The organism is Veillonella sp. (assembly GCF_032470285.1).
Taxonomy (GTDB): Bacteria; Bacillota; Negativicutes; order Veillonellales; family Veillonellaceae; genus Veillonella.
This window is the reverse complement of record NZ_JAWEKP010000004.1, coordinates 243,080-267,758: the sequence shown is the minus strand read 5'-3', so window position 1 is coordinate 267,758 and position 24,679 is coordinate 243,080. Positions and strand designations below refer to the sequence as shown.

Here is a 24,679-nt window from a genome sequence, read left to right as displayed (position 1 = left end):
AGGTATATTATACTAAAAAAATCGATAAAAAGTAAACCACCACAGATAATCCAAAAAGAATAGAAAAGATTGTTTCTATGCTTCACATCCTTTTCATTGTAAGAAATTATACTTCTATCATTCTAAATTTTACACAATTAGATTTTGTTGTATTTTCAAAATGTATGTATATAATTTGGGAGATATTAATCATGAATAAAACAACTATAAAGAAACAACATAAAACTAAAAAGAATAGCTTATCATATAGAAAATTACGTCGTTGGGTGTTACCTGCAGTCCTTGGTGCCGCTTTATCGACATTAGCAGTTATCCCAACATTAGCTGCAGAGACTCAAACTAATACCAACGTAGCAGTTGTAACCACAACAGAACAAACTAAAACAGTACCATCTGCACAAGGAAGCACACCTCCAACCGGTGCACCTCACGGCAAACCACCTGCCGGTCACTCCCCTACAGGCACGTCTAACCAAATGCCTCCAAATGGAAATCCTCCTTCTGGTACTCCTAACGGTATGCCTCCAACGGCTATGCAGAATGGAGCCCCTAATGGAATGGCACCACAAGTTGAAGTAGATCCTAGTACTTTTAAAGGCACAACTATCGTTACAGAAAACAAATCCATTGCTCACGAATCGATGACAAACACAACGGCCGATCAGAATGCTTTCATCGGTAAAAATAAAGCGGTAATTGATATTGAAAATAGCGTTTTCGATAAAACAGGCGACACTACAAGCGATGACAACAGCAATTTCCGTGGTCAAAATGCAGTAGTCCTCGGTATCGAGGGGAGCCAAATCAATATTAAAGGCAGTAATATTACATCTAACTCTAAAGGCTCTAACGCAGTCTTTGCCACTGGTGAAGGCTCTATTATCAACGTAGAAAATACTAATATTCACACCAAAAGCGATTCCTCTCGTGGTTTAGATGCTACTTACAAAGGTACGGTAAATGGCAAAAACCTAACTATCACCACTGAAGGGGCTCACTCTGCTACACTTGCTACAGATAGCGGAGAAGGCACTATCACCACAGAAGCAGCCAAACTTACGACATCTGGCGAAGGCAGTCCTGTTATCTACTCCACGGGTAATATTATAGTGAACAATGTCAACGGCATAGCGAATAACAGTGAAATTGGCGTCGTAGAAGGTAAAAATTCTATTACCCTTACGAACTCCAATGTAACAGGCTACAAAGATAATGGTTTCATGCTATATCAAAGCTTCTCTGGTGATGCTGAAAACGGTATTGCTCGCCTGAAAGCAGAGAATAATACACTTACAACTCACGCTACAGGTGCGTTCCTCTATGTAAACAACACTACTGCTGAAGTAGACCTTTCTAACAATGCCATCTCTATGCCGAACACTTCTACCTTAGTGAAAGCAGCTGCCGACTCCCGTTGGGGAAAAACTGGTGAGAACGGCGGTCATCTTACACTCCGCACATCTAACCAAGAACTAAGTGGTAATATTATGGCTGATTCAATCAGTACCATCGCTCTAGACATGACAAATGGATCTAGCCTTGTAGGTGCTATAAACACAGACAACACGGCTAAAGAAGTAACTGTGAAACTCAGCAAAGACTCCAATTGGATACTCACAGGCGACAGCTATGTAAAATCCTTGAGCAACGAAGACACAACCGGCAGTAACATTCAATTGAATGGATATAAACTTGTTGTGGCTGATAAATAATATCAAAAGCACTACTCTGAATTATTCCAATTTAAAGTAGTGCTTTTAATTTGTTAAACTTACTTGTATATCAGTTTAAATATATAAATCATCTTTATATAAATCTACCAATAAGCAGATTAAAAATTATGAGTTAAACAGTCTATTAAATAGCACCCATATATTGGCCATAGTTTTAATTCAACCATAGGCTTGTAGTTTTCATCTTTAATTTTATGTTCCAACAAATTTAGATTCTCTAAATCATCTTCCCAGCTTTTGATATAGTCCTGCTTTTCTTCTTCGCTATCAAAGTCTTCGTCCATTTTTGCATTTTCAATGCATGCCAATATTTCTGTTCGTTGCTTCTCCACTTCACGATGGAACATATCATGTTGCTTCATAATCCAAAGACCAAAGTAATAAGGGCCATCACTTAAATCACAGTGCTCTTTAGCCTTTTCACATTCATCTAAGAATAGGCCATACTCATCTAATATATAATAGGCGTCAATGATATCAAACTCAAAAACTTCATCATTACTTAAATGATATGCTACATCGCCTCCAAGCTTAATTTGCTTCAAACGATCGAGGGCTTGCTTTTTATTACCTAAATGCACATCACAATAAGCAATACAAACTAGTAACTTCATCCTATTAGGATAGCCTTTTAATAACTCTTCAAAAATGGCCCTTGCTTTCTCATATTCCTTAAGCTCAAACAAACACACTGCATAGCCAAAGTTCATGTCATAATCGTTCGATACTATTATTCCCCTTTCAAAAGCACGTAAACTTTTCTTCAACTCCTCTACAGAACCTTTCTCTCTATAAGCTGAAAAATGATATAAAGCCAACCCTCTGTAAGTCTCTATATATGGAGAATTTAGCTTTACAGCTGCAGATAGATAGTCATATTCTTTTATATTTCCCTCATCGTTATAATAAAAAGCCAAATTAGTGTAAATTCTCGCTTTATCAGTATCACTAAGTTCATTAGTATAAGCTTCAAGGAACCCTTCCAATAGTTCTATTGAATTTTTCTCATCCCTCAACACCTGTTCAACAGTTGCTAAAGTACAGGCCACATCCACATCATTAGAATACTCACACATCAAAGTAATTAAATACGTTCTAAAACGCTCTGCGTATTGCTTTAGCACATCATAATCACTAAATATAGACGCATTATATGTAGCTTCATATTCTACTTTAAGATTTTCCCAATACTCTTTTATAGCAAGCTTCATATTACACCTTTTCTATCGAATATATTTCAGACTATATGGCTATAATAACACAAATTACTTCCTATATACGTGCCTATAGTAACTCCTCTCATATAAATTCAAACCATGTTAAAAGATTTCCTTTAGTCTCTAGCTAGTTCTAATTGCATAAAAACAACCCTCTATTAGATATTCTAAAAATGAATAAAAATATCTAATAGAGGGTTATGTTATTTAAACAAAAATAAAAGCTAATTATATTATGCTCTACCAATAGAAATCAACGCCGCATTTTTTGCATGTATCAATGTAGTATCAAATAAAGGTATATCCGTATCATCTTGTTTAATAAGTAGCCCAATTTCAGTACAGCCTAAGATAACACCTTGTACACCAGATTTTACCAAATCACCAATAATATCTAAGTATTGTTGTTTAGATTCATTAGAAATAACACCTAAACACAATTCATTATATATAATATCATTCACAAGTTCGACTTGATCTTCGTTAGGTATAACAACATGAATCCCCCGATTTTCCAAGATACATTTATAAAAATCTTGTTGCATCGTGTACTTGGTACCGAGTAGACCTACCTTTGTAATACCTGATTTTTCCAACTCTACTGCAGTCATTTCCGCAATATGAAGAAGAGGTATGTAAATATGTCTTTTTATTTCATCCGCTACTTTATGCATTGTATTCGTGCATATAACAATATAATCAGCACCAGCCTTTTCTAAAGATTGAGCAGCATCGGATAAAATTTCAGCGCTTCTATCCCAATCTCCATTTGCTTGACACTTTTCTATCTCTTCAAAATCGACACTATATAAAATACATTTTGCTGAATGTAAGCCGCCCAAAACTTGCTTAATAGTTTCATTCAAGACTTGGTAATACGTAATCGTACTTTCCCAGCTCATTCCTCCAATTAAACCTATTGTTTTCATAATTTCACCCTCTAAACTTAGAATAAACCAAAATAAAAAGATTATTCATTATGATTATTCAATTTTAAATATCACTTATCTCTAAACCTCCTATATATGCTCCTGCAGCGACTTTACGTAGGACGGAGCAAAGGGACATATATAGGAGGGTATACTTTTAATATAAAAGTTGTAGAATGGAACCAAACGGAATGGTATCAAACTACTCATCAAGAGTTATTCAGCTAACCCTTGTTCTCTACCGATAATATCAGCGATTTCTTCACATAATGATTGTAATGTTTCTTGGTCTGGACCTTCTGCCATAACGCGAATGAGTGGTTCTGTACCAGAGGCACGTACAAGTACGCGACCTTCGTCACCGAGCTCTCCTTCAGCTGTTACGATAGCAGCTTTGATAAGGTCATTGTCTTCCCAGCCAGTTTTTGTAGCGATCCGAACATTTACAAGAACTTGTGGGTATTTTGTCATAATGCCCGCCAACTCAGAAAGAGGTTTCTTTTTCTCCTTCATAAGAGCCGCCACTTGAACAGCTGTTAACATACCGTCACCAGTGGTGTTGTGATCTAAGAAGATTACGTGACCAGATTGTTCACCACCAATGGAAAGATTATGTTCACGCATGTATTCCAATACATACCGATCACCAACAGCAGTGGAAACCGTTTTCATACCAAGTTCTTCTGCTGCTTTATGGAATCCGATATTACTCATAACGGTACCAACTATGGTATCACCTTTAAGTTTGCCTTCTTCTTTCAACTTAAGAGCGCATAACAACATAATTTGATCGCCATCGAGAACTTGACCTTTTTCATCAACCAATAAACAGCGGTCAGCATCGCCATCATTAGCAATACCAAGGTCTGCATTATATTGTTGCACAGCTACTTGCAATCCTTCGATATGCGTAGAACCACAGTGATGATTGATGTTCAAGCCATCTGGATTCACATTAATATTGATGACTTTAGCCCCTAGTCCAGACAAAATTTCTGGACCTACACTAGACGCGGCACCATTGGCACCATCATAAACGATAGTCAACCCTTCAAGGGACGTATCAATTGTGTGACGTACAAAGTGAGCATATAAATGAGCCAAGTTACTATTAAACTCAATTTTACCTATACCATCCCCTGTAGGACGTGCTAATTCATTATCTGCACTTTGACGAACATATTTTTCCAATTCATCTTCCACTTCATCAGGTAATTTATAGCCATTGCTATCAAAGAATTTAATGCCATTATCTGGATATGGATTGTGAGATGCAGAAATAACAGCACCCGCATCAAACCCTTGTTGACGTACAAGGTACGCTACTGCTGGAGTTGGGATAACGCCTGCAATCACTACATTACCGCCAACAGAACAAATGCCCGCTGCTAATGCACTTTCAAGCATAGAACCAGAAATTCGCGTATCGCGACCAATCAAGAACGTAGGATGTTCCTTTTCCTTACCAAAATGCGTTCCTGCCGCACGACCTAAATGATAGGCTAATTCTGGCGTTAAAAACTCATTAACAACACCACGTACACCATCTGTACCAAATAAACGAGCCATAATTATCCTCCTCTAAGGATTTGTGAAAGTTTCACAAGTCTATATATCTACCGTGTGTATCATTTCAATAATTACTGTTGTGTATTATATCACAATATAGAAAGCATACCTACTATAAAGTCACATCTATATTACATAAATAGTATGAATCTATACTGTAATTCAATTCATCAGTATAATTCCCCACTAATTAGGTTTAGCGTATTTTGCCATACATAAAATGGCTGTTTCCGCGCCATCAAGGGCAGCACTCATAATTCCCCCTGCATAGCCAGCCCCTTCACCCATAGGATAGAAACCTCCTACAGTAGGAGAAATGCGTTCTTCATTGCGTCCCATACGAAGCGGTGCAGAGGTGCGCGTTTCAACGCCTGTCATACACACCGCAGGATTATCGAATCCACGGATACGACGACCCCAGTATGGCAAGGCCCGCTCTAATACGGATGTGACGAACGGTGGCAAGCAATCATGTAAATCGCAATTCACGACACCTGGCTCGTAGCTATATATACTATTTTGTACACTAGGTGCTTGTGAAAGCCCTAAAAACTGCCCTACTGTTTGTGCAGGTGCATGGAAATTAGATCCGCCCAACTCATAGGCCTTTTGTTCCCATTCTCGTTGGAATGCAACGCCATCTAATGGATGAGTACCAAAGTCATCTGGACCTACGTTAACCACGATAGCACTATTAGCAACACCGCTGTTCCGAGCGTATAAGCTCATGCCATTTACGACAACGCCACCTTCTTCAGAGGCAGATGCTACTACTTGACCTCCTGGGCACATACAGAAGCTATACGCAGTACGGCCTGTTTCTTTATCATGGTACACGAGGGAGTATTCTGCTGCACCGAGGCCCAAGCTAGATGGTTCCACGCCATATTGGGACTCATCGATTACAGCTTGATCATGTTCAATACGAACACCGATAGCAAAGGGTTTTGCCGTCATTTCCACATTGCGTTTATGAAGCATCTCGTATGTGTCACGCGCACTATGTCCTACACCAGACAAAACAACAGTCGTATCAATACGCTCACTACCATTAACTTCAACGCCTACGATACGGTCATTTTCAATAAACAAATCCGTTACCTTAGAACCAAAACGGACTTCACCACCCCATTCGATGATGCGCTCACGCATGGCTTTTACCATAGTACGCAATTTATCTGTACCTACGTGAGGTTTATGTTTATATAATATTTCTTCAGGCGCACCAAACTCAACAAAGTATTTAGATATCTCATGTAAACGCGGATGGGTAATGCGAGTTGTCAACTTACCATCGGAAAAAGTTCCTGCGCCACCTTCCCCAAATTGTACGTTGGATTCAGGTTTAAATATGCCCTTTTTCCAAAATGTTTCTACATCATGACTACGTGTATCTACATCTTGACCGCGTTCAAGCACGATTGGGCGATAGCCTTCACGAGCTAGGTAAAAGGCTGCAAGCATCCCCGCAGGGCCAAAGCCCATAACAACAGGACGATGAGCTAATGGTACGGACCCAAAAACAATAGGTTCTGGATCTTCTGCAGCAAATACAGATACATCCTTTTCTTTACCAAGCTTTTTCATGACTTGAGCTTCATTATGAACCTCAATGAATAGAGTATATACAAAAACAATGTTTGGCTTCTTACGAGCATCTACGGCACGTCGAACAACATGAATCGTTTCGATAGCGCCACGTAACGGGGGATATTTCTTTTCTACAATACTTTTGATATCCGACTTAACCGTAACAGCTACGCGGAGATTTATTATTCTAATCATATCTTTCCTATTAAAGCCTCCCTTTTAGGCGAGCCTACTTCTTTAATCTTTGACCAAAATTCTTTACCACTTGATCTGTAAGAAAATAGTTATACATCTTTATTATACAACACTACTATAAAAGCTAATATATAAATCATAAAAAGGCCCTAATAGAGAAATATTCACTCTATTAGGGTCTTCATCGCAAGATTTCAAAGCCTCATAAAAAACTTATCATCCATTAAGTACTTTCTTTTGTATTTCTACTTTCACCCGTACCGTTGTGGTATTGCTATTAACACCATTCGGTAATACTAAATTATAGTTACCCTGTACAGTTTCAGTAGCACCCGACACATCAATAGGTTCTGTTTGTATTTCTGTAACGGAATCAATCATTTCTTCACGACCAGTAACCGTTAGTTGCGTTGGTGTAGCAGACGTAGATTTAACTTCATAACCCTCTGCTACTGTACCAACAGTCGGAACAGTAATAGGAACCGCCTTTTCTTTACGTAATAAGTTAAGTTCATATTGTGCTTGACCTTGGTTTGGATTAATATGTACATCTAGTACATTACCTGCCGTATCCCAAGCTTCTAAGGTACTAACAGCGCTAAAGTTCTTCGTTTGACCAGCCACATTGACTTTCATGACAACCTTGCTCACTGCATTAACTTGTTGCTTACGACCAGAAACAGTTACCTCTTTCGGCACAATCGTTACCGATTTCAAAGCAATATCATCAGAGAACTTACCGATTGGAACTATTTCAACAGGAATCGTTTTCTCTGCATATTCATCAACATTGATGGTGATGGTATCTGGTTTAACCTCCACAAGATTCATTCCTGCCGGAGGAGTAAAATTAATAGTTACATTATTTTGACCTGGTTTTACACCGGATGCATCAATATAAGCTCGTAAATTATCTGATTTCATAGACATAATGGTATCACGTGGGCCAGCCAGAACAACACGGACCACATCTGGTGCATCTTCTATGATATAGCCAGAATTGAGATTTTGAACCTGTACAGGTATTATGTAGGTTACTTCCATCACAGGGTTCTGATCGCGCATAATAAAGAACCACATGACGATAGCTGCTAACAAGGATAATAATTTAGCAGGCCAATTGCGTTTCAAATGAATCATCATTTATTTGCCCTCCATTTCCACATACTAGTAATGGTTTGACGAGGGCGTTCCATAAAGGTACGCAATGCCTCTTTAATTTGATCCTCTGGTAAATGGCGATAAATATGACCGCCATATGTATAAGAAATGGTCCCTGTTTCCTCACTAACAACGACTACGACAGCGTCAGTTTGCTCAGACAAGCCAATAGCTGCACGGTGACGTGTACCTAGTTCAGTACTCAATGTGCGGTCCTCAGTCAACGGTAACAAACAGCCCGCTGCACGAATTCGCCCATCACGAATAATCAAGGCCCCATCATGAAGCGGTGTACTAGGAACAAAGATATTTTTAATCAACTCGCGGCTCAATACAGCATCGATAAGAATACCAGTATCTACAAAGTCATTGAGACCTACTTCACGTTCAAAAACGATAAGTGCCCCCGTATGTTCGCGAGACATAACGCGAGCCGCAGCCATCACTTCATTAATGGCCATATCCATTTCTTCTTCGTTTACATTTTGTGCCTTGCTGAAGATTCGTCCACGCCCCAATTGTTCTAGAGCACGACGCAATTCTGGTTGGAATACAACGGGTAACGCAAAGAGAAGAACGGTCATACTTTGTTGCAAAATCCAGTTGATAACGTATAGATTTAACAGATGACTCAATAAATTTAAAATTGCCAACATAACGAGACCTTTTAAAAGAGAAACGGCCCGTGTATCTTTAAGCAATTTATATAAATAGTAAATACCAATAGCAACGATTATGATATCAACGATATCAAGAAGCCTAAAGGTATGTATAAGTGCGTCAATATGCATAAAAATAGCTCCTTATACAAAATAATAAGGTACAATCAATTCTTTGACTGTACCTTATATTTTAACTCATTTTGAGAGTACTGTAAATTTATAAACAAACGCTGAATGAGATTTTTATTAGATGTTTTGTGTTTCAATCCAAACATCCATTTGGCCCCCACAAACCATGCCTTCTTTAACAGCTACGTCATCATCGAGATGAACATCGATACGACGGTGAGCTTCTTTTTTATTCAAAGAGTCCACCGCACTTAGGCGGATTTCATTTTCCGCACGGCCACCGCCGATAGTACCAAAAATAGATCCATCAGGAAATACAACCATAGATGTACCAGCTTTACGAGGTGTGGATCCACAGGTATATAAAATAGTGGCTACTGCTAAGGTTTCGTTTTTACGTTCACTAAGGTATTCAATAAACTCACGATTCATGGATCACTCTACCTTTCCGCAATGAGCCGCCTTTTTTACCACGCACCACTGCCAAATATTCACTAACGATAGATAATGCAATTTCCTCAGGCGTTTGAGCTCCTAAATCTAGACCAATAGGCGCATATACCATATCTAACTCATCTTGAGTCCATCCTTGCTCACGCAACACTTCAAAAGCATGATGGATGCGTTTTTGGCTGCCCATAACGCCCATATAGGTAGGCAAGTACCCTCGTAATTGTTCTAAGCATATATTATCGTACTCATGAGCACGTGTCACAATGATAAAACCAGTATATTCATCAAGAGGTAAATCGTTCTTGAAGTTTTCTAAAGGTAAGCACTTACGTGTAACACGTTCATCAAAGAATTCAGGCACTACATATTCTGGACGGTCATCTACGACTGTAACGCGACAGCCAATAAACAACAGCAAATCTGTAATAGCTCGGCTAACATGACCTGCACCTAATACGAGAACTGACGGATCATTTTCTACAGGTTGTACGAAACACTCCATTTCGCCTACCATACAGAGAGAATTTAGTTTTGCTTTATCTACAGTAAATCCTTCAATAGGAGTTCCGTATAGAACCCTTCCATCTTCAGCATAAATAGTCTTATCCCCTTGACGAGGACCGGATAGAACAGTAACCATCACAGTAGTTTCAGTAACCTGTAGACGATCTTTCATCACATCATAAATTGTTTCCATCTAGATTCCTTTCATAATCCCAAGCGGTAACAGCCTCTAATACACCTCCACCGACAGCAAGGGATTTATCTGAAATACTATAGCAATGAGACTCTTCACAACGAGCATCCACATCAGCCAACTTAAAATGATCTGATACGATGAGCCCACTTTTTAAAATTCCTCGTAGAATGCCTGTAATTTTAGCTCGGACTGGTTCTTCATCAACATAACCAATCACCTCATTGGCTTGTACAGAATCCCCAATATGCCGTTTTGCTGTAAATAGTCCAGCCTTTGGAGAATGGATAACGCGCTCATGAGTGTAGCCACCTACATTTCCAGGGATACCTGTATTAGGTTGAGCCGGCCCATCATAGATACAGCGACCTAATGAATGGCCACGCATCGTTTCAATGACCACATCTACATCTTCTCCAGCAGTAAATCCAGGGCCAACACCTATAACGAGCTCTGCATCATCTCGTTTTGTTCCAAGATTCTTTTTACTCAAAATAGCATCGACTACAATCTCTGGTTTTAAAGTGTCCAATAATTCCTCATATGAGCTAGTGACAACGGGAATGATTTTCTGTGCCAATGTATCCTTCACTTCACCAATAGACACATGACGAGCAACAAAACGTTCCAAAATCATTTCTCCACGATGAACCGCATTACCGTAACATACTTCGCGGCGAATCATGGTAGGAATCGCTATTTCACTAATTACAACGGGATAGCCCGCCCGTCTCAATCTATATACAGCACCGGAAGCGATGTCTCCACCTCCACGCATAAGTACCAATGGTTTCATAATGCCTCACTTTCACGATGTTTCAAACGCTCAAAATCATCGGGTGTGTCAATATCGTCGCCAACATCATCACTAATCCATAATTTCACGACATGGGCTTGACCCTCACCACGAATAATGGTCTTACCGCCTTGATCCCCTTGAATCTGTTGTAAAAAATCAAACCAATGAGAACCAAAGAGAACGGGATTTCCCGAGTGATAATTTGCCCCATAATGTGGAACGACGATAGTTTCCGGATGAAAGTTTTCATTAAACGCACGAATGACCTCGTGTACAACAGCACTCGTCAAAAGTGGTTGATCTCCTACTGAACAGAGAATACCGTCTAGCGGTATGGATGACGTATTCATCAAATGACGTACTCCCATCGCTATGGATACGCCTTGCCCTAGTTCAGGATGGTCATTTCGAATGGCTTCAAAACCATAGTTTGTGACAATTGGTTCTAATTTCTCATGATCATCACCAGTAACCGCCACAAAAGGTAGCTTACACGATACAGTAGAAACCACCTGTCCACCCCATCCACCTTGAAGAGCCCCACAGACCGCATCTAGAACAGTCTTACCACGCCAGGGCAAGAGTTGCTTATTACATCCCATACGCTTGGATTGTCCTCCCACAAGGAGGACAATGCCAATATGCAAAGGATGACGGTCTATGGGGTCTCTCATGGGACTAAAAGCGGTGTTACAATTTGCTTTCATAATAGTCATGAGTACCTACCGACATTGAATAATGCGACGGATTTCACAACTTGCTTTATATCCATCAGCCAAAATGATAGCCGTAATATCACTATCAACAATATGATCAACAAAATCATCGATAATGCGATGTTGCACTGTTTCATAACCAGTACAGAATAATATTTTCTTACCTTTACTGTATTGGAATAAACCTTGCCTATGCAAAACAAGATCAGCCAACATACGAGGAGTTACAATAGCCCCCATATCGCGTTTTACAATATCTTGAACCAGCTCGATATTATGTACGTGCTCATCATCTAATGGGGCCCCTAGCATTTGTAGATTCACGAGTCCAATCGTAGTTTTTGTAAGAGATGGAATGACAGGTTCGGTCGTCTTAGGTGCCTTGAGCCATTTTTCCTTCGCCCCATCTGCTTCTACAACAATTTGCCAATTGGGATGTAACTTGGATAAACCATCGATAAGATCACAATCTAAGGAGTCTACTTTTGTTCCTGTAATTCCAGCGAACCACGCACCACAATAGCCACGTAAAAGTCGGTCAGTACAATACTCATCAGCTTCATTAATATTACGAGTATAAATCGGTTCATAATGAGCCACCTGAGATTCATAAAGTCGAGTCGTAGTCGTAACTACGATGGGCTGACCTTTCAGCCGTCCATATTCTACTAGTTTTGAAAGCACAGTCGTTTTACCGCCTGCCCCAACAAGGGCAACGATTCCCGGCTGAATCAATCGATTCCAATAGGATGTTTGTGATGTCATAGAACCAGGCCTCCTTAGAAAGTAAAAGGAACTAGAAATCTCTATACTTTATATTTCTCGTCCATAGCCATAAATACCTTCTCAGGTGTCATAGGTAATGTACGAATATCCGCACCAACTGCATTTTTAATGGCATGTTGGATAGCAGGGCACCCCGTATTGATGACAACCTCACCAATAGATTTTGCTCCAAAACCACCTGTAGGCTCGTAAGATTCTACAAAGTCTGTATGTAATTCACCAATATCCTGACGGGTTGGGATTTTATAAGTCATAAGATTGTTTGTTTCCAAACGACCATTGTTGGAATAGCGTACATCTTCATATAAAGCCATGCCGATAGCTTGTACCACACCACCCTCAACTTGAACGCGAGCCAATTTAGGGTTGATAACAGTACCGCAATCAACACAAGAATAGAAATGAAGAGGAATAACCTTACCTGTTTGTTTATCTACCTTCACCTCAGCAATAGATGCCATAAATGGAGGTGGTGATGTATGACTACCCCATGTAGCGAAACCAGACAATTGCTCTGCATTAGCACCAACTAATAATTTGGGTGCCAATTGATAGATATCCATTGTTTTAGCACCATCTTTTGTAGTAGCTACAACGCCGTCAAAGTCAACGTTTTCAACGTCGGTTTCAAAGAATTGAGCAAATTTAGCAATAATCTTAGTGCGCAATTCTTCTGCTGCCATCTTAGCAGCAGTACCTGTTACATAGGTTGTACTAGATGCGTAGGACCCTGGATCGAATGGTACGATATCTGTATCTGATTCAATAACAGTCATATATTCCATAGGACAGCCGATTACTTCACAGGCCATTTGAGTCAATACGGTATTAGACCCCATGCCCATATCAGAAGACCCAGTATACAATGTATAATTACCATCGTCACCAAGGCGAATTTCAACAGACGCCACATCGATATTCGCGACACCAGAGCCTTGTAATGCTAACGCCATGCCCAGTCCACCGCGATAACGCTCATCAATGTCCCAAGAATGAGGGCGTTCATCCCAACGAGCCATTTCTTTTACGCGATTTACAGTATCTTGGAAAAGACCAGAATCAAGATATTCATCTGGAGCATATACTAAGCTTTGTTCACCTTCCGCTATTAAGTTCTTCTGACGTAATTCAGCTGGATCAATCCCCATCTTATCAGCTAACTGGTTTACTGCACATTCTAATGGCCACAATGCTTCTGTTGCACCATACCCACGGAAAGCACCACCAGGAGTTTGGTTAGTATACACACCCTCTGTACCATAATGAACAGCAGTCGCTTTGTTGTACAACGGTACAGATTTATGTTCACCAGCCGTTGTAGTAGTGAAGCAATGAGTTGCATGTGCACCAGCGGCTGTGATGGAGTCCATATCAATAACTTTAATAATGCCATCTTTTGTAGCACCTACGCGGATTTTCCATTCACGAGCATGACGTGTAGTGGAGCAAGTTTGTGCTTCTGTACGATCGTATAAGAGATAACAAGTTTTTTTCAATGTCCACGCTACAAAGGCTGTCATAATTTCTGTACAAGCCGTTTGTTTAGAGCCGAAACCCCCGCCGATACGAGGCTTAATAACACGGACTTTTGTAGCCGGAATACCGAGTGCACGAGCGATGTGACGACGTACATGGAATACGATTTGCGTAGAGGATACGATAACTACACGACCTAGCGCATCTATATATCCAAAGCTTTGGAATGGTTCCATCGCTGTTTGGCGTGTGGCCTGGTCAAAATATGTACCTTCTGCCACGTAATCACATTTAGCAAGTTCTGCTTCCACATCTCCTACCCGTTTGTGATAGGATACGCAAATATTACGTTTGTAATCTTGACCTACAGGGATATTGTTATGAATATCATCTTCAGGATGTACTATAGTTTCATGATCGATAGCAGTGTGCATATCAAGTACAGGTTTCTGTACTTCGTATTCAACTTTGATAAGCGGCATTGCTTTAAGCGCTGTAGCTTCATCTTTTGCTACGATAAGAGCTACTTCGTCTCCAACATAGCGAACTACAGGGTCCAAAATGAGCGCATCATAAGCGGATGGCTCTGGATATGTTTGGCCTGCTAATGTGAATCGCGTATTAGGCACATCTTCATAAGTAAAAATAGCTTCTACGCCAGGAATCAATTTAGCTTTAGATGTATCAATAGATTTGATGCGCGCCTGAGCATGAGGGCTACGAAGAGCCTTAATAACGAGCGCATCTTTGGGAACAAAATCGCCAGTATAAGACGGTTTACCAGACAAAATACCTTTGGAGTCAACTTTGTCATAGGATTTTCCAATATGCTTATTCATCATTATAGGCCTCCTTCTAAGAATTTACGAACTCCTCGAAGTTGTGATTCATAACCAGTACAGCGACACAAGTTACCTATGAGGTATTCGCGAATCTCATCATCGCTAGCCTTTGGATTTTTGCGTTTCAAATTAATAGCACTCATCATCATGCCAGTTGTACAAAAACCACACTGATCTGCGCCTTCACTTGCGATACAAGCCGCTAATAATTCAGCTTCCTCTTGTAAGCCTTCTAATGTAGTAATTTTATGGCCTGGCGCACGAAATGTAGGGTATGCACAGGACAAAATAATTTCGTCATCCACCCATACAGTGCAAAGGCCACAGTTTGTAGTGTCACAGCCACAGCGGACACTGTAATAGCCAAGATTACGCAATGTATCTAGCAACATCTCATCAGTTGGCACATTAACAGTTACATTTTTGTTATTAATATTAAGTACGAGTTCCATTATTGTGCCACCTCCTTAGCTAAGCGTTGAACCATTGCTTTTACCATTTCCATGCGATATTCTTTGGACGCATGAGAGTTAGATTGATACACCAGTTCTTCAGATGCCAATTGACCTGCCTCTTTTGCGGCAGATAATCCTTTTTCTAAAAGCAAGGCACTTGCTTTAACAGCTAATTGAGGTACACCAGGTCTTGTACCGATATACAATTCAACCCCTTTTTCATCATGGCGAAGAGCACCTGTCAATAACGGGAAATCACCACGAGAAATGCGAAGGGCTTCAACAGCTACAGGTACATCTACCTTAGGGATGCGAATCTCCATGAGAATATCACGTTCTCTATATGCCATATAATCTTGCATGGACATACGACCGCCTTTGAAGGTAACGATGTCTGCATGCACTGCCAATAGCGCAGGGATGATATCAGAGAAGCCAAACTTACTTGCTACAGAACCGCCCATGGTAGCAGTATTTCTAAATTGAACGCCAAGAATCTCCTTAACGCCTTTAACTACGGCACCGCCGCAGAATTGTTGTAAAGGCTCAAAGCGTTCCACATCTCCTTGTGTCGCCATAGCGCCAATTACAAACTCCTTATCTTCTTCACGAACATAACGCAAATCAAGACTCGCCATATCAATCACTGATGGCCAAGTACGTCGTCCTAGACGCAGCCAACAGCCGCCTGCTAGCATAGGAGCAGTTTTGTTCTTTGTGGCTAATTCATAAGCCTCTTCCACCGTCTTCGGTTGTAATACTTTCATAAATGCTAACATAATCTGTCCTCTCAATGGTATACTAATACTAACAGAATTACGGTGCTAACTATAAAAATACAGTTCTCACCAAACTACAAACTTAACAAAAAACTATAAAATCTCGTGCATTTCTTATACTTTTATTTTACCAATTATTTACCACTAAATCTACGATGAAAGATATAAATTTACAGGAAATTTGCAAAGAATTACATATTTATGAATTTGGAATTGCCTCATGGCCACTACCTGAACAGGCCAAAACTATTTTATTTGAAAGCAATCCATGCCCCTTTACTACGGAAGATGTGGAGGCAAGACTACTAGGAACGACTCAGTTTATGCCCAAAAGTGCCATCGTTTGTCTATTCCCGTACCATGTACAACACAAAGGCCATGCCAATCTATCGCGCTATACATGGTCAACAGATTATCACCTGGTCATTAATGAATATTTAGAACGTCTTATTGAAAGATTACAAATAATTGATGACTCGGCTCAGTTCTCCATTCATTGTGACACCTCGCCTTTAGCAGATCGGTACATGGCCTACTTAGCAGGTCTCGGCTTTTACGGAAAGAACAACTGTTTTATCAGCCCTAAATGGGGTTCTTATGTCGTTATTGGTACGATTTTAACAACACTAGAACTCAAACCAAATGCCCCTCTTGAGCAGTCCTGTATAGGATGTAATCGTTGTATTACAGCATGCTTAGGCCAATGTTTGGGCCATGACGAATTTAAATTCGCGACTTGTAAAAGCTACTTAACTCAGAAAAAAGGAGAACTCACCGATGAAGAGGAGCAGATTCTCGCTAAAACACCACTCGTATTTGGTTGTGATGTGTGCCAAGAGGTGTGTCCTCACAACAAAGATATTCCAACTACGCCCATCCCAGAATTCCAACAGATAGAACCGTATATTAATATAGACGAACTAGAAACACTAACGAACAAAGAATTCAAAGCAAAATACGGTCATCGAGCCTTCTCGTGGCGAGGTAAAAAAATACTAATGAGAAATCAAGAGATTATAGATAGAAAAAGCAAACTATAATATTCAATAAGGCATAATAATTAACAAATACGCTTATAATAATAATTATTATTAAACAAACTAACAAAATTTGATAAAGCATTAGCAACATAATCTACAAATCTTTAAAATCAAAAAAAGACGGCCCAAATGAACTATACCTTCAAAATTGTGTCCAATTTTTGGGGTACAGTTCAAGAAGTCGTCTCTTTTAGTAGTTATTTAATTTCGTAATAGTTCAACTCATCCAAGCTTTTACCAAGAGCAGGTAGATATATTTCAAGAAACATATCTACCTCAGGCATATTTAGATTTTTCAACTTAGCTAAGATAGAGTCATGTGCCTCTTTAAACTCATCATTCCCTGCCTTGAGCTCTTTGACGCATTTCATATAGGCTGAAATTGTATCGGCAGCCTTAACGAGAGGCCATTCTGGACTAGCCTCTGCATCAACAAGTATAGGCTTATAAACAGATTGTAACCGGTCTGGCAAGGTTGATAGCATTTTTTCTTGCGCCAAAGTTTCAACCTCACCATACAGTTCCCGCAACTTTGGATCAAAATACTTGATTGGTGTCGGCATATCTCCTGTAAAGATTTCGCTCACCTCATGATACATAGCTATGACAGCTACCTTATTGATATCTACATTCCCACCGAAGTATTCATTTTTTATGGCCCCTAAGTTGTGCGCTACCATAGCCACTTCAAGGCTATGTTCTTGAATATTTTCTATTTCCGTATTTCGCATGAGGCTCCATCGATTGATAAAGCGCATGCGTTTTAAAAATGCAAAAAATGAACTCATATGTCCCCCATTACACAATAGGTCCTTAAATTACCCCACGGAGTTTAAATCCATAATCAAGGAATTGTACAGCTTCTTCCCAACGATTATCATCATTAAGCATAACTACAATCATAGTATGGCCCTTCCGTGTGGCAGACGCAATCAAACATTCTCCTGCTGCATTTGTAAAACCTGTTTTCAAGCCATTTGCACCTGGATATTTATTGCGAATAAAATGGTTTGTAGTACGAATTGTTTCTGGTGCACGGTTTTGATACGGCACCTTGTAATAATCATTAGCAACCTTGTCACGGAACATTTGGTATTTCATGCCGTACGCTGCAATCATCGCTAAATCACGAGCCGTAGAATGGTGACCCTTTTGTGTTAATCCATGAGGGTTCAAGAACACACTATTCTTTGCACCCGCTTTTGCAGCAATGCGAGTCATATCCTTAGCGAATTTATCTACAGAACCACTTACATTTTCGGCTACTACAACGGCCGCATCATTGCCACTAGCAACCATCATACCTTCAAGAACACCTTCCAATGTAATCTGATCGCCTACGCGAACCCCAAGGTTTGATTCTTCCATGCTCGTTGCATAGCTACTTATAGTAGCTAATTCATCAAGCTGTGTGCCCTTTAATTCTAAGGCAGTTAACAAGGTGACCATTTTTGTAGTACTAGCTGGATGCATCCACTTATCTGGGTTCTTTGCAAATAAAATTTGTTTTGTATCTGCATCAATTAGGACTACGGCCTCACCAACAGTAGAAGGAGGTGCAATGTATGCAGCTTGAGCAACACTAGCACCTATAAATATGATTCCTATAAAAGTTATGGCCAATACCAATTTCTTATAAAACATATGAATATTCGTCGTTAAAAGTGTCATCACTCTCGTTCTACCTTCCAGTATCTTAACTTTCAAGACTATCATCTAGTGCTACATTTGTAGCAGTTGCTTTCTTCTTTGTCCCTTTAATTTCACCTGTCGATGTATCTACATTTTGAATATATACTACACGTTGAGGATATGGAATATCGATGCCATATTTGTCGAATGCATCTTTTACATCAGACATAATGCTATATTGAACATCGAGAAAATCATTCGACTTAACACGAGCATAAGCGGCGATTCGTACAGAATTATCTCCAAATTCAGAGATACCTATTTCCATATTCTTCGGATTAAGGACACGTTTATCTGCTGCAAAAATATTTTTTAAGATTTTTATTGCCTCATGATGATCATTATTATAACCAATGTCAAACGTAAATGGGATAACCCGTTCTGTAGTATAAACAATGTTAGTTACAGCTTGTGATGTAAGAAGAGAATTAGGTATGTATACATTCTTTTGATCTTTTGTAGTAATAACTGTATACATAAATTGAATTGATTTAACACTGCCAACTACATCACCTACCTGAATAACGTGACCCGCTCTAAAAGGTTTGAAGATAAGAATTAATAAACCAGATGCTAAGTTAGAAAGGTTATTCTGTAAGGCGAGACCAATACCTAAACCAAACGCACCAAAAGCAGCTATAAAGGATGTTGTAGGAATACCGATTTGGTTTAAGCAAATCAATACTAACCCTACTAGCAAGGCATAATTAATAATTTGAGTGATAAAGCTCATTGCTGCTGAGTCATAGGAAGCTTTTGTCATAATGCGGACCGCAAATGCTTTTACCCATTTAATAGCATATCGCCCAATCCAAAATAAAATTAATGCTAATAAGATATTTCCAGCTTGTGCAAAAAACCAGTCCCTTATTTGAATTAATATATTAGCGTCTTTAAAAAGAAATTCAGAAACAGCACTTAAGAAATTAGCCATAGTAACCATCCATAATATAAATCGATACAATAACAAATATCTATCACAACATAATAGCAATATAATAACGGTAAATATATATGCTATAATTTTACATATGCATTTGCAATACGATAATAAAGATATTATATCGTTATATTCCATATATAACAATCATAAAACTAGGGAGACTTACATGTTCAAAAATCTATACGAAGCACCCCAAGAGCTCGCTACTGGAGGCTATGTAACTAGAGAGTTACACTCCGTTACGGTACACTTTGACGATATCCACTATTCTCTTTCGAGCGGACAATTAAATGGTGGCTATCACCATACGCTAGCGGTACGCAACCAACAGCTAACATATCAAATCGAAACAGAAAAAGATTTACCCGGTGGCTCTGTAGCCGATTATTTGGCTCAAGAATTTGAACATATTGATACTCCTGTTCATTTTAGTACAGCACTTCTCACGTCTGCCACAATGCATCTACACGCCTATGCCAAAGTTGAAGAACATGATACTATTGTGGAAACTATCGTGACTGCAGGCTATGAAAAAACGGCACATCGCGCAGGTACAGGCTATTGTTACGAAGAGCGTGATGGAGACTTCATAGTGCCAGGCACAATCAATATCCTCGTATTTACAAATAAAGCTTTAACAGATAGCGCTATGGTAAAAGCTATTATGACTATTACCGAGGCAAAAACCGCAGCCCTACAAGATTGGAATGTTGAAAACGTACGACTCCATCCGTTTATTAATGAAGACATTCCTGACGCAATTACGAAAGAACGCAAAACATCTGCCACAGGTACCTCTACAGATGGTATCATTCTCACTATCGATACAAATGGAGATATCTTAACCGATGCTGGATCCTTCTCACTATTTGGAGACACCTTAGCCAAGGCTGTCTATGTAGGCGTACAAAGAGCACTAGAAAATGCTATCGGCGCAGAATAATCCTATTTTATAATATACAAAAATATCTAGAATGATACCCCAAAAATTATCATTCAATACCCCACTCATATATGAAAAATATAATACAAATGAAAAACCGCACATCCTAGGCGATCGGAATGTGCGGTTTATTGCATATAAAACTGTTACATACAGTATAATTCTTGAAAATGAATATCAAATTAATTTTTGAGATATTTTCTCATCTTTTATTAAATTATTTTTTAGATTCAAAAAATCATTATCTTCCTTTAATATTATGTGCCTTTAATATTCATGGAAAAATTGTTGTAACTTTTTAAGATTTTTAGTTTTTGTAAGCCCTAGCATCAATAGAATACGAGCTTTTTGTGGACTTAAAGTATCACATACGAGATAGTTTGCCAGTGCATCTTGTGGCACTGCAGATACCATGCCACTACCAGTACGAGAAGCACGTACCGTTGGAAATTTTGTATTCTGTGTGATTTGACGTACATTTTGTGGGATTGTACCATGACCAAGCCCTGTTAAGATCAAACCGTCAGGATTTGTAGCAACTACACTCATAGGCACCATATCATCCATACCACCATAGCAAGTCATTATAACTACACGAGGCAACTCAGATAATTTACTTACATCAAATACGGAGTCTTGAGTATGGCGTCGAGTAGATGTTTTATAATAGTGGGCAATACCATCTTGTACAATACCAAGATGTCCCACTAATGGACTATCAAAGGTCGCTACATTAGTAGTATTGCATTTAGATACATCCCTTGCCCCATCAATGTAGCCATTTAATACGACTACCACACCTTTACCTACAGACGATGGCGTTCTCGCTACTTGGATTGCTTGCAATAAATTAATTGGCCCATCTGCACTAATAGCACCTGCAGGTCTCATAGATCCAGTAATAACAATTGGCTTGTCTGTATGAACCGTCAGATTCAGAAAATATGCTGTCTCCTCCATGCTATCTGTGCCATGAGTAATGACAACACCACCGATATCATCTCGGTTAACCAATTTTTGCACCAACTTAGAAAGTTCTAACCAGTGATTTAAGGTAATATCGGAGCTTTCAATATTACTAAACTGAGTATAAGTATAAGGACCATACGGTTTTGTGCCAGGTACAGAGGCTAAGATTTCGTCAAGGCCTAATACCCCTGCCGTATAGCCCGTTAAATCCGTATTTGAAGCACCTTTTCCTGCAATAGTTCCTCCAGTACCAATCAAAGCGATTTTTGTCTCCATATTACCTCCACTATAAAACTATAAAATAATTATTGTTATTAAATTTAAACTAAGTACGATTCAATAAGGCTGGTCAATAATTGCCAGCCTTATTATATTCTAAAAAATTATTTTATCTTATTTTATGGCTTCGCCCCTATAGATTCATGGATTCATCTCTATAAATCGAGATTTCTGCCTTATCAATTAAAGCTTTGGGTCAAATGATGGCATCAACTCCAATTTATGTTTATTAATTCGATTCAGATGATCTATTCGCTCTTTCGTTAGCTGATCTTCAATTTCACCAGTTCTGATATAACGATCCAGTATAGCATAGGTAAATCCCAATTTATCCTCATCTGACTGACCACTAAGACCATCACTTGGCACCTTATCAACTAGGTACAATGGAATATCAAGAAGTTTTCCTATTTGACGAACTTCTTCTACTACGAGTTGAGCGAGAGGGCTAAAATCACCTGCACTATCTCCGTATTTTGTAGAATATCCTACGTAGTCTTCAGAACCATTACAAGTATTGGCTACACGAGCACCATTTGGCAAATTTTGCCCTACTGCATAGAGCGTTGTCATTCGAAGGCGAGGCGGTGTATTGATAATTGCATCCTTGGCTAAATCAGTTCTCCCCGTTACAACATCATATCCCTTAGCTTGAACGATAGCATGAGTTAGCGCCTCATAGGCAGCACCAATGTTAACTGTCATGTGAGGAATTCCTAAATGATTCACCACTGCCTGAGCATCATCAATATCGGATTGCACTCCATTTGGCATAAGAACACCAACTACGCGATTTGCACCAAGAGCTTCTTTGCAAAGAGCTGCCACAATAGTAGAGTCCTTACCACCTGAAATACCGACTACAGCACTACAGTTAGGACCGTTTTGACTAAAATAATCTCTAATCCATTGAATGAGGGCATTCTTTGTAGATTGTGGATTTTCTAACATAGCCCCTCCTATTTTTTCCGATAAATACGGTTCAATAAATCCATCTTCAATTGATAGTAGCTAGGACTCATATCAAGATAGTGACGATGTGGATTTTCAAAGCGTTGTTCTTCGGGCCAAATTTCATTAGATAATTGTTTCTGTACATATTCTCGAATTTCCTCTAAGGTTGGCAGATTTACAACAGGTTTACCATCCTTGATAACGAGTTGTTTCATTTCTTTAAAGGTACAGTTTTCAAAATATAATTCACGCCAAGGTTGCTCAGGATCGATATAACGATATGGTTCCTCTGTATCGGGTACCTCTCGCAACAATGTTAATAGATCTGCAATCGCACGACCTTTATCATTATAAACACGATATACCTTTTTTAAACCTGGATTAGTAATTTTTTCAACACTTTCAGAAATCTTGATACGCGGTTCCCACATACCATCTTTCTCGATGCTAGCAATCTTATATACCGCACCAAATACGGGGTCACTCTTAGAGGTAATGAGGCGTTCCCCTACACCAAAAATATCAATAGGCCCACCTTGTATTAGCAAAGATGTGATTGTATACTCATCTAGACTATTAGATGCCATGATTTTACAATCTTCTAAGCCTGCATCATCTAGCATGCGTCGCGCTTTTTTAGCCAAATACGCAAGGTCACCAGAATCTAGGCGAATTCCTTTTAAGCGTTTCCCCATTGGCTCCAATACATCCTTTGCTACCTTAATAGCATTGGGTACGCCAGAATTTAACACATCATAGGTATCAACGAGGAATACTGGATTATCTGGATACACTTCGGCATAGGCTTTGAAAGCATCGTATTCAGAGCCATAGTACATGACCCAACTATGTGCCATGGTCCCGCTGACAGGAATACCAAATTGTTGCCCTGCTAAAACAGTTGCAGTGGACTGAACACCACCAATATAAGCAGCTCTTGCACCATATACAGCAGCGTCTACATTATGTGCACGACGAGCACCAAAGTCAGCCACAATACGCCCATCCGTAGCGCGAACAATGCGATTAGCTTTTGTAGCGATAAGAGATTGATGGTTCATCATAGTAAGTACTGCAGTTTCTATGATTTGTGCATCTATAAGAGGCGCCACAATTGTAATTACAGGTTCATTAGGATAGATGATAGAACCTTCTGGGAAGGCATATACATCACCGGTGAAAGAGAAATCTTCTAGATATTCTAAAAATTCTTCACTAAAAATACCCTGACTCCGTAAATAAGAGATATCACTTTCATCAAAGTGTAAATTTAAAATGTACTCAACGATTTGTTCGAGACCACCAAAAATAGCAAAACCGCCCTTGTCTGGATTACGTCTAAAGAAAACATCAAATGCGACGCGATCCACATTTTTTAATTTTGTAAAGTAGCCATGTGCCATAGTCATCTCATAAAAATCCATAAGCATGCTAATATTGCGGCTTTCATGTTGCATTAGTTCACCAACCTTCTAAGATCTATAGAAATTTAGTTAATTGTTATTCGTTATTCGTATACCCTCATTATACAATATTATTCCTATATAGCTAGCACCTAGCATAAGCTATCCTAATAATCTTTATTGTGATATAACTGTATATATACAATAATAATTTATATAGTTCGTATGTATGAAAGGACCTAGTCTAGACTGTAAAACAAGCGACCAT

The 24,679-nt window shown here is 39.3% G+C and carries 23 protein-coding genes; 3 read left to right on the top strand and 20 right to left on the bottom strand.

Features of this window, described 5'->3' with window-relative positions; translation table 11 throughout:
- The first annotated feature begins 191 nt into the window (after positions 1 to 191).
- Complete coding sequence (locus E7B10_RS06825) at positions 192 to 1,712, top strand: hypothetical protein (RefSeq protein ID WP_287510463.1); 1,521 nt, start codon at positions 192 to 194, stop codon at positions 1,710 to 1,712.
- Between the two features lie 119 nt (positions 1,713 to 1,831).
- Here the strand turns inward: E7B10_RS06825 and E7B10_RS06820 are convergent, their stop codons facing one another.
- The 14 genes from E7B10_RS06820 to E7B10_RS06755 all read right to left on the bottom strand — a co-directional run bounded on the left by E7B10_RS06820 (position 1,832) and on the right by E7B10_RS06755 (position 16,188).
- Entirely contained in the window at positions 1,832 to 2,944 is a 1,113-nt protein-coding gene (locus tag E7B10_RS06820) for a tetratricopeptide repeat protein (protein ID WP_101928746.1), read from the bottom strand.
- A gap of 239 nt (positions 2,945 to 3,183) precedes the next feature.
- Positions 3,184 to 3,879, bottom strand: coding sequence for an aspartate/glutamate racemase family protein (locus E7B10_RS06815; protein WP_287510464.1), 696 nt, complete (start codon positions 3,877 to 3,879; stop codon positions 3,184 to 3,186).
- 216 nt (positions 3,880 to 4,095) lie between these two features.
- A complete protein-coding gene (glmM, locus tag E7B10_RS06810; RefSeq protein ID WP_101928744.1) occupies positions 4,096 to 5,448 on the bottom strand; it encodes a phosphoglucosamine mutase in 1,353 nt (450 codons plus the stop codon).
- Between the two features lie 186 nt (positions 5,449 to 5,634).
- A complete protein-coding gene (locus E7B10_RS06805; RefSeq protein ID WP_221741365.1) occupies positions 5,635 to 7,233 on the bottom strand; it encodes an NAD(P)/FAD-dependent oxidoreductase in 1,599 nt (532 codons plus the stop codon).
- 216 nt (positions 7,234 to 7,449) lie between these two features.
- Complete coding sequence (locus E7B10_RS06800; protein ID WP_077708063.1) at positions 7,450 to 8,376, bottom strand: YbbR-like domain-containing protein; 927 nt, start codon at positions 8,374 to 8,376, stop codon at positions 7,450 to 7,452.
- Positions 8,373 to 9,185, bottom strand: coding sequence for a diadenylate cyclase CdaA (gene cdaA, locus E7B10_RS06795; RefSeq protein ID WP_004697909.1), 813 nt, complete (start codon positions 9,183 to 9,185; stop codon positions 8,373 to 8,375). The genes E7B10_RS06800 and cdaA overlap by 4 nt, the downstream gene beginning before the upstream one ends.
- 117 nt (positions 9,186 to 9,302) lie before the next feature.
- On the bottom strand, positions 9,303 to 9,617 hold the full coding sequence (locus tag E7B10_RS06790; RefSeq protein WP_004693881.1) for an XdhC family protein: 315 nt from the start codon (positions 9,615 to 9,617) through the stop codon (positions 9,303 to 9,305).
- Positions 9,607 to 10,335, bottom strand: coding sequence for an XdhC family protein (locus tag E7B10_RS06785; protein ID WP_004697774.1), 729 nt, complete (start codon positions 10,333 to 10,335; stop codon positions 9,607 to 9,609). Before E7B10_RS06785 ends, E7B10_RS06790 begins: the two co-directional genes overlap by 11 nt.
- Positions 10,319 to 11,131, bottom strand: coding sequence for a selenium-dependent molybdenum cofactor biosynthesis protein YqeB (gene yqeB, locus E7B10_RS06780; protein WP_101928742.1), 813 nt, complete (start codon positions 11,129 to 11,131; stop codon positions 10,319 to 10,321). The genes E7B10_RS06785 and yqeB overlap by 17 nt, the downstream gene beginning before the upstream one ends.
- Positions 11,128 to 11,850 carry a nucleotidyltransferase family protein gene (locus E7B10_RS06775; RefSeq protein ID WP_287510465.1) on the bottom strand — a complete coding sequence of 241 codons (723 nt, stop codon included), beginning with the start codon at positions 11,848 to 11,850 and terminating at the stop codon, positions 11,128 to 11,130. Before E7B10_RS06775 ends, yqeB begins: the two co-directional genes overlap by 4 nt.
- A 6-nt stretch (positions 11,851 to 11,856) precedes the next feature.
- Positions 11,857 to 12,615, bottom strand: a complete 759-nt coding sequence (gene yqeC, locus E7B10_RS06770) for a selenium cofactor biosynthesis protein YqeC (protein WP_004693888.1) — start codon at positions 12,613 to 12,615, stop codon at positions 11,857 to 11,859.
- Between the two features lie 41 nt (positions 12,616 to 12,656).
- Positions 12,657 to 14,954 (bottom strand): xanthine dehydrogenase family protein molybdopterin-binding subunit, encoded by a 2,298-nt coding sequence (locus tag E7B10_RS06765; protein ID WP_287510466.1) that lies wholly within the window; start codon positions 14,952 to 14,954, stop codon positions 12,657 to 12,659.
- A complete protein-coding gene (locus E7B10_RS06760; RefSeq protein WP_004693892.1) occupies positions 14,954 to 15,406 on the bottom strand; it encodes a (2Fe-2S)-binding protein in 453 nt (150 codons plus the stop codon). The genes E7B10_RS06765 and E7B10_RS06760 overlap by 1 nt, the downstream gene beginning before the upstream one ends.
- Complete coding sequence (locus tag E7B10_RS06755; RefSeq protein WP_287510468.1) at positions 15,406 to 16,188, bottom strand: xanthine dehydrogenase family protein subunit M; 783 nt, start codon at positions 16,186 to 16,188, stop codon at positions 15,406 to 15,408. Before E7B10_RS06755 ends, E7B10_RS06760 begins: the two co-directional genes overlap by 1 nt.
- Positions 16,189 to 16,343: 155 nt before the next feature.
- On the opposite strand from E7B10_RS06755, the gene E7B10_RS06750 reads away from it, so the two are divergent.
- Positions 16,344 to 17,228 carry an epoxyqueuosine reductase gene (locus tag E7B10_RS06750; protein ID WP_004693896.1) on the top strand — a complete coding sequence of 295 codons (885 nt, stop codon included), beginning with the start codon at positions 16,344 to 16,346 and terminating at the stop codon, positions 17,226 to 17,228.
- A 197-nt stretch (positions 17,229 to 17,425) separates the two neighbouring features.
- On the opposite strand, the gene yfbR is transcribed toward E7B10_RS06750, so the two are convergent.
- Genes yfbR through E7B10_RS06735 form a run of 3 tightly spaced genes read right to left on the bottom strand, consistent with a single transcriptional unit; the run spans position 17,426 to position 19,854 of the window.
- Positions 17,426 to 18,016 (bottom strand): 5'-deoxynucleotidase, encoded by a 591-nt coding sequence (yfbR, locus tag E7B10_RS06745; protein WP_287510469.1) that lies wholly within the window; start codon positions 18,014 to 18,016, stop codon positions 17,426 to 17,428.
- A 25-nt stretch (positions 18,017 to 18,041) separates the two neighbouring features.
- Positions 18,042 to 18,899 (bottom strand): D-alanyl-D-alanine carboxypeptidase family protein, encoded by an 858-nt coding sequence (locus E7B10_RS06740; protein ID WP_187002515.1) that lies wholly within the window; start codon positions 18,897 to 18,899, stop codon positions 18,042 to 18,044.
- 25 nt (positions 18,900 to 18,924) lie between these two features.
- Positions 18,925 to 19,854: a mechanosensitive ion channel family protein gene (locus E7B10_RS06735; protein ID WP_004697944.1), complete on the bottom strand. Its 930-nt coding sequence runs from the start codon at positions 19,852 to 19,854 to the stop codon at positions 18,925 to 18,927.
- A gap of 175 nt (positions 19,855 to 20,029) precedes the next feature.
- Between E7B10_RS06735 and E7B10_RS06730 the strand changes: the two genes are divergently transcribed.
- A complete protein-coding gene (locus tag E7B10_RS06730) occupies positions 20,030 to 20,806 on the top strand; it encodes an adenosylcobinamide amidohydrolase (protein WP_287510470.1) in 777 nt (258 codons plus the stop codon).
- Between the two features lie 267 nt (positions 20,807 to 21,073).
- Here E7B10_RS06730 and E7B10_RS06725 read toward each other — a convergent pair whose 3' ends face one another.
- From E7B10_RS06725 to E7B10_RS06715, 3 genes are all read right to left on the bottom strand, one after another.
- Positions 21,074 to 22,051 (bottom strand): asparaginase, encoded by a 978-nt coding sequence (locus E7B10_RS06725; protein WP_287510471.1) that lies wholly within the window; start codon positions 22,049 to 22,051, stop codon positions 21,074 to 21,076.
- A 186-nt stretch (positions 22,052 to 22,237) separates the two neighbouring features.
- Entirely contained in the window at positions 22,238 to 23,005 is a 768-nt protein-coding gene (gene nadE / locus E7B10_RS06720) for an NAD(+) synthase (protein WP_024062685.1), read from the bottom strand.
- 8 nt (positions 23,006 to 23,013) lie between these two features.
- Complete coding sequence (locus tag E7B10_RS06715; RefSeq protein ID WP_287510472.1) at positions 23,014 to 24,465, bottom strand: nicotinate phosphoribosyltransferase; 1,452 nt, start codon at positions 24,463 to 24,465, stop codon at positions 23,014 to 23,016.
- Positions 24,466 to 24,679: the final 214 nt, after the last annotated feature.